A 15470-nucleotide genomic window follows, 5' to 3' on the forward strand; every position below is an offset into this window, starting at 1 on the left:
CAAACCCGCCATGACTGCCTCCGTGCGCCTGATCGATTTCCAAGCCGCCGCGCCCGCGCCGAGCCACGACCGCCCTCGCCCTGACCGCCTGGTCGCGGGCAACCCCGACCGTACCACCTGGACGCACTACAGCGCCCGGCATGGCGATTTCGATTGTGGCATGTGGGCGTGCGAGCCGGGATCCTGGCGCATTGCCTTTCCGGCCGGCAAGGACGAATTCTTCCACGTGATCAGCGGGCGCATTCGCATCAGCGACGATGCCGGCGCGGCCAGCGAGTTCGGCCCCGGCGATGCCTGCGTGATTCCCGCCGGTTTCACCGGCCTGTTCGAAGTGCTCGAACCGGTGCGCAAGTATTTCGTCGTGATCGACCGCGAGGCGGCGCGCCCCGCATGAATTCAGGCCGGCTGGCCGGCCGGTGCCTCGATCAGCGTGAAGCCGTTTTCGCGCATGTGCTCGACCATCATGGTGTCCATCGACTTGACGTGGTGGTCGAACCAGCCGGACAGCTCGGCCACCAGGCGGCGGCCAAGATCCAGTTCCCCGTCGCTGACGACTTTGTCGCGCACGGCCTGGGCCACGGCCAGGACCTGCTTGTGTTCGCCGGCATGGCAATGCCGCGGGCCGAAGTCCATGGCCTCCATCCAGGTTTCTTCCTGGGCGAAATGATGCCGCGTGTGCTCGATCCATTCGTCCATGGCCGGCAGGAAACCGGCGTCGTCCGCGCGCGCGACGGCATCCAGCAACTGCACGAATTCCGCATGGGTGGCATCGGTGACCGGTTCGCCCAGCATGAGGTGGGCGGGCAGGCCGTCTGTGGAAAGCTGGTCTTTGGTATCCATGGATGGGGCTGGCACGGCGGGCGGCACGAAAAGAAACGGAAAGGATACCGAATTCAGTCCCGCGGCATCTGATGTTGCGCAAATCCTCCCCGAACGCGCGGGAGGTTATGCTTCCCGTTGCGCCGCCCCCGCGGCCCTCCGAGCCGAGACTTCCCAGATGCCACGACTGATCTTCTTCTGCGGCCATGCCGGCACCGGCAAGACCACCCTGGCGCATCGCCTGATCGGCCCGCTGATGCAGGCCACCGGCGAGCCGTTCTGCCTGCTCGACAAGGACACGCTGTACGGCCGCTACAGCGCAGCGGCCATGGCCGCCATCACCGGCGACCCGAATGACCGGGACAGCCCGGCTTACCTGGAAAACCTGCGCGACCCGGAATACCAGGGGCTGCTCGACACCGCGCGCGAAAACCTGGCCCTTGGCATCAGCGTGCTGGTGATCGGCCCGTTGTCGCGCGAGGTGAAAGCCCACCAGCTTCATGATCCGGCCTGGCTCAAGGTACCGGCCGGAACCGCCGTCCACATCGTGTGGGTCCACTTGCCGGAAGACGAGGCGCACGACCGCATCGTCCGCCGCGGCAACCCCAATGACGCCTACAAGCTGGCGCACTGGGATGCGTACCGCACGCGCCGCTTTATGCCCGCGCCGGCGGAATACCCCGAACTCGTCTACTTCAACAACCTCGCGCCCGGCGAGGCGGAAACGGACGCACTGCTGCGCGCATTGAGCGCTTAGACGCCGCCTCTGGCGATAGCGCCGATCACGGCCGACGCCGCCACGAAGCCGAACACCGCGGTCACGGCCACCGAGGAGCCAAAGCCCGCGCAGGCCAGCCCCTGCGGACCCGAGGCCGGCGCCACGGCCGTTGCCGGCGGCGCTTCGTCGATCTCGCACGCCTGCTGCTCGGGTTCGGGATATTGCAGCGGCTCGTCCGAATAGACCGCGGCAATGCCGAACTTCTTCTTCGGGTCGCGTGGAAAGCCCCAGTCCCTGCGCAGGTTCCCGCGCACCTTGGCCAGTAGCGGATCCTGGATCGTGCGGGCGAGGTCGTCGATGCGCACGCGCGTCGGGTCGAACTGTCCGCCCGCTCCGCCGCAGGTGATGACGGGCACGCCCTCGCGGCGCGCCCAGCCCAGCATGGCGGTCTTGACGCGCACGGCGTCGATGGCGTCGATCACGTAGTCATGGCCGCTGCCCAGCAGCCCGGCCACGTTGTCGATCGTGACGAAGTCATCGACCTGCGTGACGCGGCAGCGCGGATTGATTGCCAGGATGCGTTCGGCCATGGCCTCGACCTTGGCACGCCCGTAGGCATCGCCAAGCGCGTGGATCTGCCGGTTGGTATTGGACAGCGCGATATGGTCCAGGTCGATCAGCGTGATGCGCCCGACCGCATTGCGCGCCAGCGCTTCGGCGGCCCAGCTGCCGACGCCGCCGATGCCCACCACGCAGACACTGGCGGCTTCCAGCCGCGCCAGACCAGCAGCGCCGTAGAGCCGGGCCACGCCACCGAAGCGCCGGTGGTAATCGTCATCGGCCGTGCTTTCGTGGATCAGCGGCTCGGGCAATCCGGGCTGGCGGGAGGGGGAGACAGCGTCGTTCATGCTGGCGGTCAGGCAACGCGGGTGGAAAAGCATGCTGGCGTGGCATGGCGCGCACGCCACCGTGTCAGCCATCCCCCGACAGGTAAGCGAAGCGCGCAACTATACAATAGACGTAGTGGCCCGTCCGCCGCACAGGTTGCCGTTGCCGGGCGCCCTCCCACAGGAGACTACCCATGCCGGTGCGCCGCAAGGTCATTCTCTGGGCAGCGCTGACGCCGATCCTGCTGATTGCCCTGCTACTCGTCCTGATCCTGACCTTCGACTGGAATCGCTTCAAGCCCTGGCTGAACGAGCGGGTATCGGACGCCATTGGTCGCCCGTTCGCGATCAACGGCGACCTCACCGTCACCTGGCGCTCGGCCGAAGGCGAGACCGGCTGGCATACGTTTGTCCCGTGGCCCCGGCTGTCGGCGCGCGACATCACCGTCGGGAACCCGGACTGGACCCAGTCGCCGAACATCGCGACCGTACGCGAGCTGATCTTCGTGCTGCGCCCATTGCCGCTGCTGTCCCACGAGATCGCGGTGCCGACCATCGTCATCGACAGCCCGGCGGTATGGCTCGAACGGCTGGCCGACAACCGCAACAACTGGACCTTTGATACCGGCCCCAAGAAAAAACCTTCTTCCTGGCACCTGGATATCGGTGAAGTCGTGCTCTCTCGCGGCAACCTGGCGCTGTCCGACCAGGCGCAGAAAATCGACCTGCAGGCGACGGTCGACACCATTGGCAATGAAGCGGTGTACGACAAGGCGCGCGACGGCGATCTGGTCGTGCCGAGCGCCTCCGCGCCGGCCGGCAGACCTGCACCATCGGCCGCAAGCGTCCCTTCCGCGTCCGGTCCACCGGCCAATGCCGTAGCCGGCAACCAGCGCTATGGCCTGCGCTGGAAGGCTACGGGCCGCTATAACGAAGCCACCATCAATGCCAGCGGAAAAGCCGGCAACGTGCTGAGCCTGCGCAATATCAACGTACCGTTCCCGCTGCTGGCCGATGTGCGCGTCGGCGCGACCCGGGCTGTCGTCGAAGGCACGCTGACCGATCCAGCGCATCTCGCTGCGCTCGATGTCCACCTGCAGTTGCAGGGCGACAGCATGGCCAAGCTGTACGCGCTGACAGGCATCGTGCTCCCGTCCACGCCGCCGTACGAAACGCGCGGCCGCCTGGTGGGGACGATCCACAAGGGTGCCTCGGTCTATGCGTACCGCGGCTTTACCGGCCGTGTCGGCGGCAGCGACCTGAGCGGCACGCTGACCTACACGCAACGCGCGCCGCGGCCGCTGCTGGAGGGCAAGCTGGTCTCCAACGAGCTGCGCTTCGCCGACCTGGCGCCGCTGATCGGTGCCAACGCCAAGCCGGGCAAGGCGGCGCCGGACAGCAACGTGCGGCAGCCAGCCGACAAGGCCCTGCCGGTGGCTCCCTTCCGCACCGAGCGCTGGGACGCCATCGATGCCGACGTGCACTTCACCGGCAAGCGGATCATCCGCGATGAACGTCTGCCGATTACCGACCTGGTGACGCACGTGAAGCTCACGGATGCCGTGCTGCTGCTCGACCCGCTCAACTTTGGCGTGGCCGGCGGCAACCTCGTGTCCACCATCCAGCTCGACGGCAAGCGCGAGCCGATGGGCGCGAAGATCGACATGCGCGCGCGTCATCTCAAGCTCAAGCAACTGTTCCCGACGGTGCAGTCGATGCGCGCCAGCATCGGCGAAATGAACGGCAGCGCCAAGCTGTCGGCAGCCGGGAATTCGGTGGGTGCGCTGCTGGCATCCTCCAACGGCGAAGCCAAGCTGCTGGTGGAAAACGGCACGGTGAGCAAGTTCCTGCTGGAAGCGATGGGCCTTAACGTGGGGAGCGTCATCATCTCGAAGCTGTTCGGCGACAAACCCGTGCAGATCAACTGCGGCGTCGGCGATTTCGCCTTCACCAACGGCATCGCGCGCGCGCGCACGTTCACGCTCGATACGCAGGACGCCGAAATCAATGCCGTCGGCGCAATCGACCTGAACAGTGAAAAGCTGGCGATGACGATCCACCCTGACTCGAAGGGTATGCGAATCTTCTCGCTGCGCTCGCCGCTCTATGTCGGCGGTACGCTGAAGAAGCCGCGCGTCAGCCCGGACATCGGCATACTCGCGCTGCGGGCCGGCGGTGCGCTGGCCCTGGCGCTCGCTGCGCCCGTGGCTACAGCCGTGGTGCCATTGGTGGACCTGTCGTCCTCGAAGGAAAACCAATGCGGCCGCCTGCTGGCGGAACTGCACGATCGGCCGAGCGCACCGCCGCCGGGCAAGACCTACCGCGACCCGAAGGCGCCCAACGCGGCCAGTGCCGTGGCCGCGGAACTGCGCAAGCCGGGGCAGCCAGACAGCGCGAAGGGGCAAGCCAAGCAGGCTGAGCAGGCGCAGTCGGCTACCACCCCGCCGGCCCAGCAAGCCGCCGACGGAGCCCGGTCACCGGCGCGCCAACCTGCGGCGCCGCCGGTCAACCGCCCCGCCAACGACACCGAGCTCTACAAGGGCGGTTGACGCACTCGGCCTTCATCGCTGCAAATTCACAACAATCCTGGCGTGAATTTTCGGTACAGGTCGATTCTGCGTTGTGCCACGCCCACAGTGGGCGCATAATTAAACGGCCATTTACAAGATGTATCAAACAAATGGCACACTCCGGGTGCCGGCGACGGCGCCCTTCCGAAGGTGCGGCCCATGGCCGCCCTTGTTTTTTGTTGCTTGCTGCAACCGGCAACAAAAAGCCGAATTCGCCGCCCGCCCCATGACGCTGCCCCATGCCGCCGTCCCGCCGATCAGCTGGCTGATCGCACTGACGGTGTGCAACCACGTGGCGTTCAATGCCAGCCGCGTGGTGGTGTCCCTGTTTGCCATTTCCCTGAAGGCGTCGACCGTGACGCTGGGCTTGCTGATGTCGCTCTACGCGCTGCTGCCCATGCTGCTCGCGATCCGTGCCGGCAAGCGCATTGACGAGATCGGTCCGCGCAAGCCGATGATGGCGGGCTCGCTGATGGTCGTGGCGGGCACGCTGCTGCCGGCGGTATGGCAGGAGATTGCCGCGCTCTACGTTTCCTGCGCGCTGATCGGCGTGGGTTTCATGCTCGTCCAGGTGGCGATGCAGTTGCTGATCGGCCAGGTTTCCACCAATGGCACGCGCCTGCGCAACTACACGCTGCACGCGCTCGGCATGTCGGTGTCGGGCACGCTCGGTCCGGTGGTGATGGGTTACGTGATCGAGCATGCGGGATTCCGGCCTGCGTTCCTGGTGCTGGTCGCGGTCGCGCTGGCCGGACAGGCCGGACTGCAATGGGTGCGCCCACGCCTGCCCGCGCAGGGTGGCAACGCCGGTCGCATCGCCATCGAAGATGGCAGCCGCCGCTCCACGCTGGACCTGCTGCAGCATCCCGAACTTCGCGCCGTCTTTGTCGCCAGCGCGGTCCTGTCGGCCGCCTGGGACCTGCACGCGTTCCTGATTCCGATCCAGGGCTCGCGCATCGGCCTGTCGCCATCGGCGATCGGCTGGGTGCTGGGCGCGTTCGCCATCGCCACGTTCGCGATTCGCGTGGCCATGCCGATGGTGTCGCGCCGCCTGTCGGAGTGGAAGATCATCCGTATCGCGCTGATGGTGGGCGCATCGGCCTACCTGGCCTACCCGTTCGTCGCCCACTTCTGGATGATGTGCGGCCTGGCCTTCATCCTTGGCCTGGCCCTGGGCAGTGCCCAGCCCAATGTCATGAACATCCTTCACACGGCCTCGCCCAGCGGCCGTGCCGGCGAGGCGCTGGGATTGCGCTCGGCGGTGCTCAACACCAGCCAGGTGGTATGGCCGCTCACGTTCGGCGTGGTCGGCACGGCGCTGGGCATGCTGCCCATCTTCCTGTCCATGGCGGGCGCCATGGGCATGGCGGGCCTCTATTCACGGCGGCAGTCACGCCCCGCGCCAGCGAAACTTGCGCCGCCGTCGCATTGATTTGCCGGCACACAAATGCGGCTTGCAGCGCATTCGCTATACTGAAATCAACCGGCTTTCCGGCTGATTCCAACCGAATGCGACATGACTCAACTCGCTGACCTCCGCCGTACCTATGTCCTGGGCTCCCTGAACGAATCGGAAGTGGCGGCCGACCCGATGGCCCAGTTCAAACGCTGGTTCGACGAGGCCGTGACCGCCAAGCTCCCCGAGCCCAATGCGATGACGCTGGCCACCGTCGGCGCCGACGGCCAGCCTTCGGCACGCATCGTGCTTCTCAAAGGCATGGACGATAAGGGCTTTACCTTCTTTACCAACTACGAGAGCCGCAAAGGGCTTGACCTCGCCGCCAACCCGCGCGCCGCGCTGCTGTTCCATTGGGTGCAGCTTGAGCGCCAGGTGCGCGTGGAAGGGCGCGTGGAAAAGGTCGAGGACGACGAGAGCGACGCGTACTACGCCTCGCGGCCGCTGGGCTCGCGGCTTGGCGCCTGGGCCTCCGAGCAAAGCCGGGAGGTGCCTGGACGCGATGTGCTGGAGCAGCGCGAATCCGAGTACCGCGCCAAGTTTGGCGAGAACCCGCCCCGCCCGGCACACTGGGGCGGCTACCGCCTGGTTCCAACCGCGCTCGAATTCTGGCAGGGCCGGCCGTCGCGCTTGCATGACCGCATCGCGTACCGGCTGGACGCTGCCGACGGCTGGAAGATCGTGCGGCTGTCTCCCTGATGGGTGCACAGCACATTTCGGCGAATTGTCCTAAAGTGGGATAAGCGTCGCTTTGGGAGTGTGTCAGGCACCGCGTAGCGCCATGCTCACGCGGCGGCCTTGAACACGCCCGTTACCGCGACCGGGCTGCGCCGGGCAAAGACGACCCTGCTTGTTATCGCTCTGCGCCTTCGTTCCGCAACGTGTGCCGCAACGACAGGAGGTAACGCGCATGTTCTTCAAGCAAGCACTCGACAAGCAACTGGACAGCTGGATCGCCGATCTGCGCGAGCACGCCAACCTGCCCGTCAAGCTACGCCTGTGGAATGGCAGCGAATATCCGCTGGGTCGCTACGACAAGCCCGACGTGACGCTGACGGTGCGCGAGGCAGGTGCCCTGCCCCTGCTGCTCACACCCAGCCTGGACAACCTGGGCGAAGCCTATGTCCAGGAGAAGATCGACCTGGACGGCAAGCTCACCGACATCATCGACGTCGGCTACCGCTTCTCGGCGGCGGCCAAGCGGCGCGCCGGCGGCGCGCTGGCCAAGGTGGCGCATCATTTCACGCACACCAAGCAGGAAGACAAGAACGCGATCCAGTACCACTACGACGTGTCCAACGAGTTCTACAGCCAGTGGCTGGACCCGAACATGGTCTATTCCTGTGCGTACTTTGAACACGGCAATGAAGATCTTGCCACGGCGCAGCGCAAGAAAATCGATCACATCCTGACCAAGATCCGCCTGCAACCGGGGCAGACGCTGCTGGATATCGGCTGCGGCTGGGGTGCGCTCGTGCTACGCGCCGCGCAGAAGTTCGGCGCGCAATGCGTCGGCATCACGCTGTCGCAGAACCAGTTCGACCTGGCTACCGCGCGCGTCAAGGCGGCAGGCCTGTCCGACAGGATCGAGATCCGCCTGCAGGACTATCGGGATATCACGGGCACGTTCGATCGCATCACCAGCGTCGGCATGTTCGAGCACGTGGGCAAGAAGAACCTGCCCGCTTATTTCGGTCGCATGCGCGAGTTGCTGGCCGACCACGGCGTCGCCATGAACCACGGCATCACGGTGCCCGATCCCAGCGATGCGCCGATGGACGGGTCCGAGTTCATGGACCGCTACGTATTTCCGCAGGGAGAGCTGCCGCATATCGGGCTGGTGCTGAAGACCATGCAGGAAGGCGGCCTCGAAGCATTTGACGTGGAGCTGCTGCGCCGCCATTATGCGCAGACGCTGCGGCACTGGGCCGAGAACTTCGAAGCCCATTCCGGCGCCATCCGCGACATGGTGGGCGAGAAAAAGTACCGTATCTGGCGCGTCTACCTGGCTGGCTGCGCGCACGCCTTCGATGCGGACCAGATGTCGATCTACCAGGTCGTGTGCCACAAGGCGGGCGAGGCCTCGTCCGCGATACCGTGGTCGCGCCGCTATATCTATGACCATCCGATTGGCCTGAACGATTGACTGAAGACCTGTTCGGCGAGCTGCTTCCGCCAGTTTCGCCGCCCCCGCGCGCCGCCGACGGCGGTGACGCGGACACCGCAAGCAAGCCCTCCCGCGGCAAATCCGTCCTGCCGGCACGGCCCGATCCCGCGCTCGATGCACTCGGAAAACAGCTCCCCTCCAATCTCTATCTCGGCACCTCGTCGTGGTCCTACAACGGCTGGAACGGGTTGGTCTATGACGGCGAGTACGGCGACAGCCTGCTCTCGCGCAAGGGCCTGGCCGCGTACTCGAAACATCCGCTGCTGCGCGCAGCCGGCATCGACCGCGGCTTCTACGGCCCGATCCCGCTGGCGGACTACCTGTCCTACGCCGCGCAGGTTCCCGAGTCCTTTCGCTTCCTGGTGAAGGCGCCCGCCAGCGTGTGCGATGCGTGGCTGCGCGGGTCGGACGGTGTCGGCCGGCTGGCCAATGCCGCCTTCCTGGACGCCGAAATCGCCATCCGTGATTTCATCACGCCAGCCACCACCGGATTAGGTGCCAGGTGCGGCCCGCTGTTGTTCCAGCTTTCGCCGCTGGGCAGCCTGGCCAATGACGGCGCGGCTTTCCTCGAACGGCTCGACAGCTTCCTTGGCGCGTTGCCGCGGCTGGATCCCTCCATCACGCCGCATGCCTGCTATGCGGTGGAGATGCGCGACCCGGTCCTGCTGACGCCGCGCTACATCAAGCTGCTGCGCCGGCATGGCGTGCGTTTTTGCCTGTCGGCGCGCGACCGGCTCCCGCCCGTGCATCGCCAGGCCTCGGCGCAAGCCTTGATGGATGCCGACGCGCCCGGCCCGCTTGTGCTGCGCTGGATGCTGCATGCCGGCCGCCCGTACGAAGTCGCTGAATCGATCTATTCGCCGTTCAATCGCCTGGTGGATGAAGACCCCGAAACGCGCGAGGCCATCGCGGACCTGGTCGTGCGGACCCTGCGTGCCGGCCAGAGCGCGACCGTCATCATCAGCAACAAGGCGGAGGGCTCGGCGCCCCTGACATGCGCGCGGCTGGCCGAGGCGATCGCTGAGCGCCTGTGAAGCCGCCAGCCGCTAAACGAACTAGCGGCGCAGCTTGTCCGCGAAGCGCTCGCGGAACTTTGCCAGCTTCGGCGAGATGACAAAGGCGCAGTACCCCTGGCTCGGATGGTCCTGGAAATAATTCTGGTGGCTGGCCTCGGCACGCCAGTAAGGCTGTTCCGGCTCAATCTGCGTCACGATGGGTGCGTCGAAGGTCTTGTTGGCGACCAGTTCCCGCATGACGTACTCGGCCACGGCACGCTGCGCCTCGGAGTGCGTGAAGATGACGGAGCGGTACTGCGGCCCCACGTCGTTGCCCTGCCGGTTGATAGTGGTCGGATCGTGGATCGCGAAGAAGATCTCGATGATCTCGCGGAAGTTGATGACGGCGGGGTCGAAGGTCACCCGAACGACTTCGGCATGACCGGTATCGCCCTCGCTGACCTGCTGATAGGTCGGATGGCTGACATGCCCGCCGGTATAGCCGGACTCCACGGCGCGCACGCCGTTCACTAGCTGGTACACCGCCTCAAGGCACCAGAAACACCCTCCACCCAGCGTCGCCGTCTCCAGTTCGTGTTCCATGTTCGCCGCCCCCCGGGATCCATGCGTTTGTCGACCTGACGGTCTTAAGCATAAGCGCAGATAAGGCAATCTGCCTGCGGCTTCTCCGTAGCGGGCGAACCGTATTGCGGCCCTCGCGACGCAGCGTATGGCCAAACCCGCTACAATTCTCAAGAATCTGCCAACGATAGGGCACATCGTTGCGCAGCGCGACATCGAGGCGCAGCCCCTAAATTCCTTGCCGCCAACGTTGCCTGCCACACCGACGCCAGCGCACAGCCGGGCGGATCTTGTCCCTGTCGCCGCGACCCCAACTATGAATCATCATGACCGCCAGTGGAGCCCTTGCGATGGGCATGCCTGAAGCCCCGCCGCGGGAGACCGGCCAGGCCGCATCGCCGGATTTCGATTCGATCCATTTCCGCCGCACGCTGTCGCAGTTCGCGACCGGCGTGACGGTCATCACGACGCGCGCAAGCGCCGCATCCGTGGCCGCCGGGGCGCCGCCGTTCATCGGCATCACGGCCAGTTCCTTCAATTCCGTGTCGATGGATCCACCGCTGGTGCTGTGGAGCATGGCCACGCGCGCCAACAGCCTGCCAATGTTCCGCGACGGCTCGCACTACATCGTCAACGTGCTGTCAGCCTCGCAGCTCGACCTGTGCAAACGCTTCTCCACGCTCAAGGGCGACCGCTTCGCGGGCGTTGATTACCGGCTGTCGGAGAATGGCCTGCCGATCCTTGGCAATGCCCTCGCGTGGTTCGAATGCCACAATCGCAGCCGCTATGACGAAGGCGACCACATCATCTTCGTCGGCGAAGTCGAGCGCTGCGGCGTGCTCGGCAGCCACGAACCGCCGCTGGTGTTCCAGAACGGCGCCTTTTCGACCACCTCGCCCCTCGAAGACTGACGGCAGCGGCGCCGCCCTGGCGCTGCCCGCTCAGGTTCCCGCAGTATCCGCGGACTTCAGCACGGCCAGCGGCGAACTGTCGGTCTTGATCCGTTGCAGCACGATGTTGGAGCGGATATCCATCACACCGGGCGTGCGGTACAGCCGGTTCACGATGAAATCCGAGTAGTGCTTCAGGTTGCGCGCCTGCACGCGCAGGATGTAATTGCTGTCGCCGGTGATGATGTAGGCCGACAGCACTTCGGGCCACGCCTGCACGGCCGCGATGAAGGTGTCATGCCAGCCTTCCACGTCGTGCCGCATCGAGACCTGCACGATCGCTTCCAGTTCCAGTCCCAGCCGCTCGGCATCGAACCAGGCCCGGTAGCCGCCGATCACCCCCGATTCTTCCAGCAAGCGCACGCGCCGCAGGCACGCCGACGGCGATAGCGCCACGCGGTCGGCCAGGTCCTGGTTGCTGATGCGGCCGTGCTCCTGAAGGCACTCGAGAATGCGCAGATCGATGGGATCGAGATTCATTCGAATATTCCAGCGTTATTTCTGAATTAAATCGAATTTTATGCGAAATCACGCGGATTCTACCGTGGATTTCGCAAGCCTCTTGCCGGTTTTTTTGACTATCATGCCGTCATCGACGACGACACAGGCACCGCGCAGCGGCAGCCGTGCAGACATGACCAACCGCCCCGCCCCGCCCGCCGACAGCCGCAGGCTGTGGGACATCAGCCCACCGCTTTCGCCCGCCACGCCTGTCTGGCCGGGCGACACGCCGTTCCAGCAGGAAGCCGCCTGGCAGATGGATGAACACTGCCCCGTGAACGTGGGCCGCATCACGTTGTCTCCGCACACCGGCGCGCATGCGGATGCGCCGCTGCACTATGCCGCGGATGGCGCGCCCATCGGGGCCGTAGGGCTGACGCCCTACCTCGGACGCTGCCGCGTGATTCACTGCGTGGGCGCCACGCCGGTGGTCGCGCCGCACCACTTGGAGCACGCGCTGGACGCCCTGCCGCCACGCGTGCTGCTGCGCACCTACGCGCGCGCTCCGCTTGAACAATGGGACGCCGGCTTCTGCGCCGTCGCGCCGGAAACCATCGCACTACTTGCCGCGCACGGCGTGCAGCTGATCGGCATCGACACGCCGTCGCTGGACCCGCAGGAATCCAAGACCATGGACGCGCACCGTGCCGTGCGCCGCCACGGGCTCGCCATCCTGGAAGGTCTGGTGCTCGATGCCGTCGCCGAAGGCGACTACGAACTGATCGCGCTGCCGTTGCGCTTTGCCGGGCTCGACGCCAGCCCGGTGCGCGCGGTGCTGCGCAGCCTTGACTAAACACCTTTCCGCAATCCCTTGCCCCACGCCGACATGACCGCACTCACCCGCGAGCAATGCCTGTTGCTCGACCAGCAAGACCCCCTGCGCGCCCTGCGCGACCAGTTCGCGCTGCCTGATGGCGTGATCTATCTCGATGGCAATTCGCTGGGCGCACGTCCGCGTGCCGCCGCCGCGCGCGCCGCCGAAGTCGTCAGCGAGGAATGGGGCACCGGCCTGATCCGCAGCTGGAACACCGCCGGCTGGTTCGAGCTGCCGCAGCGGCTGGGCAATATGGTGGCGCCGCTTGTCGGCGCCGGCGAGAACGAAGTGGTCGTCACCGACACCACCTCGATCAACCTGTTCAAGGTGCTGGCCGCCGCGCTGCGCGTGCAGGCCGCACGCGATCCGTCGCGCAAGGTGATCGTGTCCGAAGCGAGCAATTTCCCGACCGACCTGTACATCGCCCAGGGCCTGGCCGACCTGCTGCAGGACGGCTATTCGCTGCGCCTGGTGAATTCGCCGGCCGAGATCGAAGCGGCCGTCGGCGCCGACACCGCCGTGCTGATGCTCACGCACGTCAACTACAAGACCGGCGAGATGCTCGACATGGCGGCCTTCACCGAGCTGGCCCATGCGCGCGGCGCGGTGACGGTGTGGGACCTGTGCCATTCGGCCGGCGCCGTGCCGGTGGCGCTGAACGCGTCGAAGGCCGACTACGCGATCGGCTGCACCTACAAGTACCTCAACGGCGGCCCGGGCTCGCCGGCCTTCGTCTGGGTCGCACCCGCGCTGCGCGATGCCTTCTGGCAGCCGCTGTCGGGCTGGTGGGGCCATGCCGCGCCGTTCGCGATGGATCCTCAATACCGCCCCGTCGACGGCGTGCGCCGCTTCCTGTGCGGCACGCAGCCGATCACGTCGATGGCCATGGTCGAATGCGGCCTGGACATCTTCGCGCAGACCGATATGTCCGCCCTGCGCACCAAGTCGCTGCAGTTGACCGACCTGTTTATCGCACTGGTGGAAGCGCGCTGCCGCCGCCATCCGCTGACGCTGGTCACGCCGCGCGAGCATGCACGCCGCGGCAGCCAGGTCAGCTTCGAACATCCGGAAGGCTATGCCGTGATGCAGGCGCTGATCGAGCGCGGCGTGATCGGCGACTACCGCGAGCCGCGCATCATCCGCTTCGGCTTCACGCCGCTGTACACGAGCTTTACCGAGGTGTGGGACGCGGTGGAAACGCTGCGCGACGTCCTCGATACCGAAACCTACCGCGATGCGCGCTTCCATGCGCGCGGCGCGGTGACCTGAAAGCGGAGCCAACCATGAGCGAATTCAAGGGATGCCCGATGTCGGGCACCGCAGGGCGGGACGCCCAGGACAAGCAAGGCGACCGATGGCATGGCGCGCAGATGGACTTCGCCAAGGACATGAGCTACGGCGACTATCTCGGCCTGGACCAGATCCTGAGCGCGCAGCATCCGCTCTCGCCGGACCACAACGAGATGCTCTTCATCGTGCAGCACCAGACCACCGAGCTGTGGATGAAGCTGATGCTGCATGAGCTGCGCGCGGCGCGTGCCTCGGTGCGGGAAGACACGCTGCCGCCGGCCTTCAAGATGCTGACGCGCGTGTCGCGCATCATGGACCAGCTGGTGCAGGCGTGGAACGTGCTGGCCACCATGACGCCGCCGGAGTACTCGGCGATGCGGCCCTACCTGGGCATGTCGTCAGGCTTCCAGTCGTACCAGTATCGCGAGATCGAATTCATCCTGGGCAACAAGAACGCGGCCATGCTGCGTCCGCATGCGCACCGCGCTGAACACCTGGCGTTGGTGGAGACGGCGCTGAAGACGCCTTCGCTGTACGATGAAGCGATCCGCCTGATGGCACGCCGCGGCTTTGCCATCGACGCCGACTGCGTCGAGCGCGACTGGAGCCGGCCGACTGCCTACAACGCTTCGATCGAGGCGGCGTGGCTCGAGGTCTACCGCAATCCGAACGCGCACTGGGAACTGTACGAACTCGGCGAGAAGTTTGTCGACCTGGAGGACTCTTTCCGCCAATGGCGCTTCCGCCATGTGACCACGGTCGAGCGCGTGATCGGCTTCAAGCGCGGCACCGGCGGCACCGAGGGCGTGAGCTACCTGCGCAAGATGCTCGACGTGGTGCTGTTCCCGGAACTGTGGAAGCTGCGCACGGACCTCTGAAACGATCCGCGGACCCCCGCTTCAACCGGCCGGGTCCGACAGCCGCGCGGCCAGCGCCTTCAATGCGGGCGCCAGGGTCGCGTGGAAAACAGACTCCTCCACGGTTCCGTAGGACGCGCTGCAGCTCAGCATATGCAGCTCCTTCTCCCCCACCGGCCGGAAAGCCACCGCACAGGCATGGATGGCCGGATGCCAGTCGCGGAACGATGACGAATAGCCGCGGCGCTCCGCTTCCTCCAGCGCCGCGCGCGTAGGCGCCTCCTGCAGCTTCCACTGCTCGGGAAAGGCCTGGCTGAACTCCGCCAGCACCCTTTCCCGCCGACCCGCCGGCAGCGCCGACAGATACGCGCGCCCCATCGAGCTGGAGACCAGCGAGAGCCGAGACCCCACGCCCAGCCCCAGCATCACGCCGGCATCATTGCGGATCGACTCCAGGTAGATCACCTCCATGCGCTCGCGCTTGCCGAGCGACACGGACACCCCATACGACTGCGCAAATGCCAGCATGTGCGGACGCGCCAGCATCACCACGTCCGACGCCGACAGGTAGGCATAGCCCAGCGCCAGCACGCCCGCATCGAGCGCGTACTTGCCCAGGCTTTCGTCATAGCGCAGGTAGCCGAGCTGGACCAGCGTACCGGCCAGCCGGCTCACCGTAGCCTTGGGGAAGCCGGTGCGGCGCACGAAATCCTGGTTGCCCAGCATGGCTTCGCCAGTGCGGAAGCAGCGCAGCAGTTCCAGGCCGCGCGCCAGTGCGGTGACGAAATTGGGATCGCTGTCGCGCGCCGCCGGGGCGGACACAGCGGGCGGGATGTCGGGAGAAAGGCTGCTCAAGGCTGGCTC

The 15470-nt window shown here is 66.1% G+C and carries 16 protein-coding genes; 11 read left to right on the forward strand and 5 right to left on the reverse strand.

Annotated features, from left to right (window positions below):
* The first annotated feature begins 10 nt into the window (after nt 1-10).
* Complete coding sequence (locus ACIGJC_RS11175; RefSeq protein WP_483708844.1) at nt 11-394, forward strand: cupin domain-containing protein; 384 nt, start codon at nt 11-13, stop codon at nt 392-394.
* Between the two features lie 2 nt (nt 395-396).
* Here the strand turns inward: ACIGJC_RS11175 and ACIGJC_RS11180 are convergent, their stop codons facing one another.
* Nucleotides 397-840, reverse strand: coding sequence for a bacteriohemerythrin (locus ACIGJC_RS11180; RefSeq protein WP_483708845.1), 444 nt, complete (start codon nt 838-840; stop codon nt 397-399).
* A gap of 157 nt (nt 841-997) precedes the next feature.
* Here ACIGJC_RS11180 and ACIGJC_RS11185 point away from each other — a divergent pair, with 157 nt between their 5' ends.
* Nucleotides 998-1576 carry a P-loop nucleotide/nucleoside kinase family protein gene (locus ACIGJC_RS11185; protein WP_483708846.1) on the forward strand — a complete coding sequence of 193 codons (579 nt, stop codon included), beginning with the start codon at nt 998-1000 and terminating at the stop codon, nt 1574-1576.
* On the opposite strand, the gene tcdA is transcribed toward ACIGJC_RS11185, so the two are convergent.
* Nucleotides 1573-2445 carry a tRNA cyclic N6-threonylcarbamoyladenosine(37) synthase TcdA gene (gene tcdA / locus ACIGJC_RS11190; protein ID WP_483708847.1) on the reverse strand — a complete coding sequence of 291 codons (873 nt, stop codon included), beginning with the start codon at nt 2443-2445 and terminating at the stop codon, nt 1573-1575. The two genes, ACIGJC_RS11185 and tcdA, sit on opposite strands and share 4 nt — an antisense overlap.
* A gap of 173 nt (nt 2446-2618) precedes the next feature.
* Here tcdA and ACIGJC_RS11195 point away from each other — a divergent pair, with 173 nt between their 5' ends.
* The 5 genes from ACIGJC_RS11195 to ACIGJC_RS11215 all read left to right on the forward strand — a co-directional run bounded on the left by ACIGJC_RS11195 (nt 2619) and on the right by ACIGJC_RS11215 (nt 9651).
* Nucleotides 2619-4973 (forward strand): AsmA family protein, encoded by a 2355-nt coding sequence (locus ACIGJC_RS11195; protein WP_483708848.1) that lies wholly within the window; start codon nt 2619-2621, stop codon nt 4971-4973.
* 247 nt (nt 4974-5220) lie between these two features.
* On the forward strand, nt 5221-6426 hold the full coding sequence (locus ACIGJC_RS11200) for an MFS transporter (RefSeq protein ID WP_483708850.1): 1206 nt from the start codon (nt 5221-5223) through the stop codon (nt 6424-6426).
* Between the two features lie 84 nt (nt 6427-6510).
* Nucleotides 6511-7149 (forward strand): pyridoxamine 5'-phosphate oxidase, encoded by a 639-nt coding sequence (gene pdxH, locus ACIGJC_RS11205; RefSeq protein WP_483708851.1) that lies wholly within the window; start codon nt 6511-6513, stop codon nt 7147-7149.
* 211 nt (nt 7150-7360) lie between these two features.
* Nucleotides 7361-8596: a class I SAM-dependent methyltransferase gene (locus tag ACIGJC_RS11210; protein WP_483708852.1), complete on the forward strand. Its 1236-nt coding sequence runs from the start codon at nt 7361-7363 to the stop codon at nt 8594-8596.
* Nucleotides 8593-9651, forward strand: coding sequence for a DUF72 domain-containing protein (locus ACIGJC_RS11215; RefSeq protein WP_483708853.1), 1059 nt, complete (start codon nt 8593-8595; stop codon nt 9649-9651). Before ACIGJC_RS11210 ends, ACIGJC_RS11215 begins: the two co-directional genes overlap by 4 nt.
* 21 nt (nt 9652-9672) lie before the next feature.
* Here ACIGJC_RS11215 and msrA read toward each other — a convergent pair whose 3' ends face one another.
* Nucleotides 9673-10215 carry a peptide-methionine (S)-S-oxide reductase MsrA gene (gene msrA / locus ACIGJC_RS11220; protein ID WP_483708854.1) on the reverse strand — a complete coding sequence of 181 codons (543 nt, stop codon included), beginning with the start codon at nt 10213-10215 and terminating at the stop codon, nt 9673-9675.
* A 329-nt stretch (nt 10216-10544) separates the two neighbouring features.
* Between msrA and ACIGJC_RS11225 the strand changes: the two genes are divergently transcribed.
* On the forward strand, nt 10545-11105 hold the full coding sequence (locus ACIGJC_RS11225) for a flavin reductase family protein (protein ID WP_483711524.1): 561 nt from the start codon (nt 10545-10547) through the stop codon (nt 11103-11105).
* A gap of 30 nt (nt 11106-11135) precedes the next feature.
* Here the strand turns inward: ACIGJC_RS11225 and ACIGJC_RS11230 are convergent, their stop codons facing one another.
* A complete protein-coding gene (locus ACIGJC_RS11230; RefSeq protein ID WP_483708855.1) occupies nt 11136-11624 on the reverse strand; it encodes an Lrp/AsnC family transcriptional regulator in 489 nt (162 codons plus the stop codon).
* A gap of 154 nt (nt 11625-11778) precedes the next feature.
* On the opposite strand from ACIGJC_RS11230, the gene kynB reads away from it, so the two are divergent.
* From kynB to kynA, 3 genes are read left to right on the forward strand one after another with little or no spacing between them, the layout of a single operon-like run.
* Nucleotides 11779-12438: an arylformamidase gene (gene kynB, locus ACIGJC_RS11235; RefSeq protein ID WP_483708857.1), complete on the forward strand. Its 660-nt coding sequence runs from the start codon at nt 11779-11781 to the stop codon at nt 12436-12438.
* A gap of 33 nt (nt 12439-12471) precedes the next feature.
* Nucleotides 12472-13728 carry a kynureninase gene (kynU, locus tag ACIGJC_RS11240; RefSeq protein WP_483708858.1) on the forward strand — a complete coding sequence of 419 codons (1257 nt, stop codon included), beginning with the start codon at nt 12472-12474 and terminating at the stop codon, nt 13726-13728.
* Between the two features lie 14 nt (nt 13729-13742).
* Complete coding sequence (gene kynA, locus ACIGJC_RS11245; RefSeq protein WP_483708859.1) at nt 13743-14627, forward strand: tryptophan 2,3-dioxygenase; 885 nt, start codon at nt 13743-13745, stop codon at nt 14625-14627.
* Between the two features lie 21 nt (nt 14628-14648).
* On the opposite strand, the gene ACIGJC_RS11250 is transcribed toward kynA, so the two are convergent.
* Nucleotides 14649-15461: an IclR family transcriptional regulator gene (locus ACIGJC_RS11250; protein WP_483708860.1), complete on the reverse strand. Its 813-nt coding sequence runs from the start codon at nt 15459-15461 to the stop codon at nt 14649-14651.
* Between the last annotated feature and the right edge of the window lie 9 nt (nt 15462-15470).

It is taken from the genome of Cupriavidus sp. C3SS-1 (genome assembly GCF_057073755.1).

Excerpts from the sequence above, each read along its gene's own strand:
- ACIGJC_RS11175 (WP_483708844.1), top strand. The coding sequence starts at position 11 with ATGACTGCCTCCGTGCGCCTGATCGATTTCCAAGCCGCCGCGCCCGCG.
- ACIGJC_RS11180 (WP_483708845.1), bottom strand. The coding sequence starts at position 840 with ATGGATACCAAAGACCAGCTTTCCACAGACGGCCTGCCCGCCCACCTC.
- ACIGJC_RS11185 (WP_483708846.1), top strand. The coding sequence starts at position 998 with ATGCCACGACTGATCTTCTTCTGCGGCCATGCCGGCACCGGCAAGACC.
- tcdA (WP_483708847.1), bottom strand. The coding sequence starts at position 2,445 with ATGAACGACGCTGTCTCCCCCTCCCGCCAGCCCGGATTGCCCGAGCCG.
- ACIGJC_RS11195 (WP_483708848.1), top strand. The coding sequence starts at position 2,619 with ATGCCGGTGCGCCGCAAGGTCATTCTCTGGGCAGCGCTGACGCCGATC.
- ACIGJC_RS11200 (WP_483708850.1), top strand. The coding sequence starts at position 5,221 with ATGACGCTGCCCCATGCCGCCGTCCCGCCGATCAGCTGGCTGATCGCA.
- pdxH (WP_483708851.1), top strand. The coding sequence starts at position 6,511 with ATGACTCAACTCGCTGACCTCCGCCGTACCTATGTCCTGGGCTCCCTG.
- ACIGJC_RS11210 (WP_483708852.1), top strand. The coding sequence starts at position 7,361 with ATGTTCTTCAAGCAAGCACTCGACAAGCAACTGGACAGCTGGATCGCC.
- msrA (WP_483708854.1), bottom strand. The coding sequence starts at position 10,215 with ATGGAACACGAACTGGAGACGGCGACGCTGGGTGGAGGGTGTTTCTGG.
- ACIGJC_RS11225 (WP_483711524.1), top strand. The coding sequence starts at position 10,545 with ATGGGCATGCCTGAAGCCCCGCCGCGGGAGACCGGCCAGGCCGCATCG.
- ACIGJC_RS11230 (WP_483708855.1), bottom strand. The coding sequence starts at position 11,624 with ATGAATCTCGATCCCATCGATCTGCGCATTCTCGAGTGCCTTCAGGAG.
- kynB (WP_483708857.1), top strand. The coding sequence starts at position 11,779 with ATGACCAACCGCCCCGCCCCGCCCGCCGACAGCCGCAGGCTGTGGGAC.
- kynU (WP_483708858.1), top strand. The coding sequence starts at position 12,472 with ATGACCGCACTCACCCGCGAGCAATGCCTGTTGCTCGACCAGCAAGAC.
- kynA (WP_483708859.1), top strand. The coding sequence starts at position 13,743 with ATGAGCGAATTCAAGGGATGCCCGATGTCGGGCACCGCAGGGCGGGAC.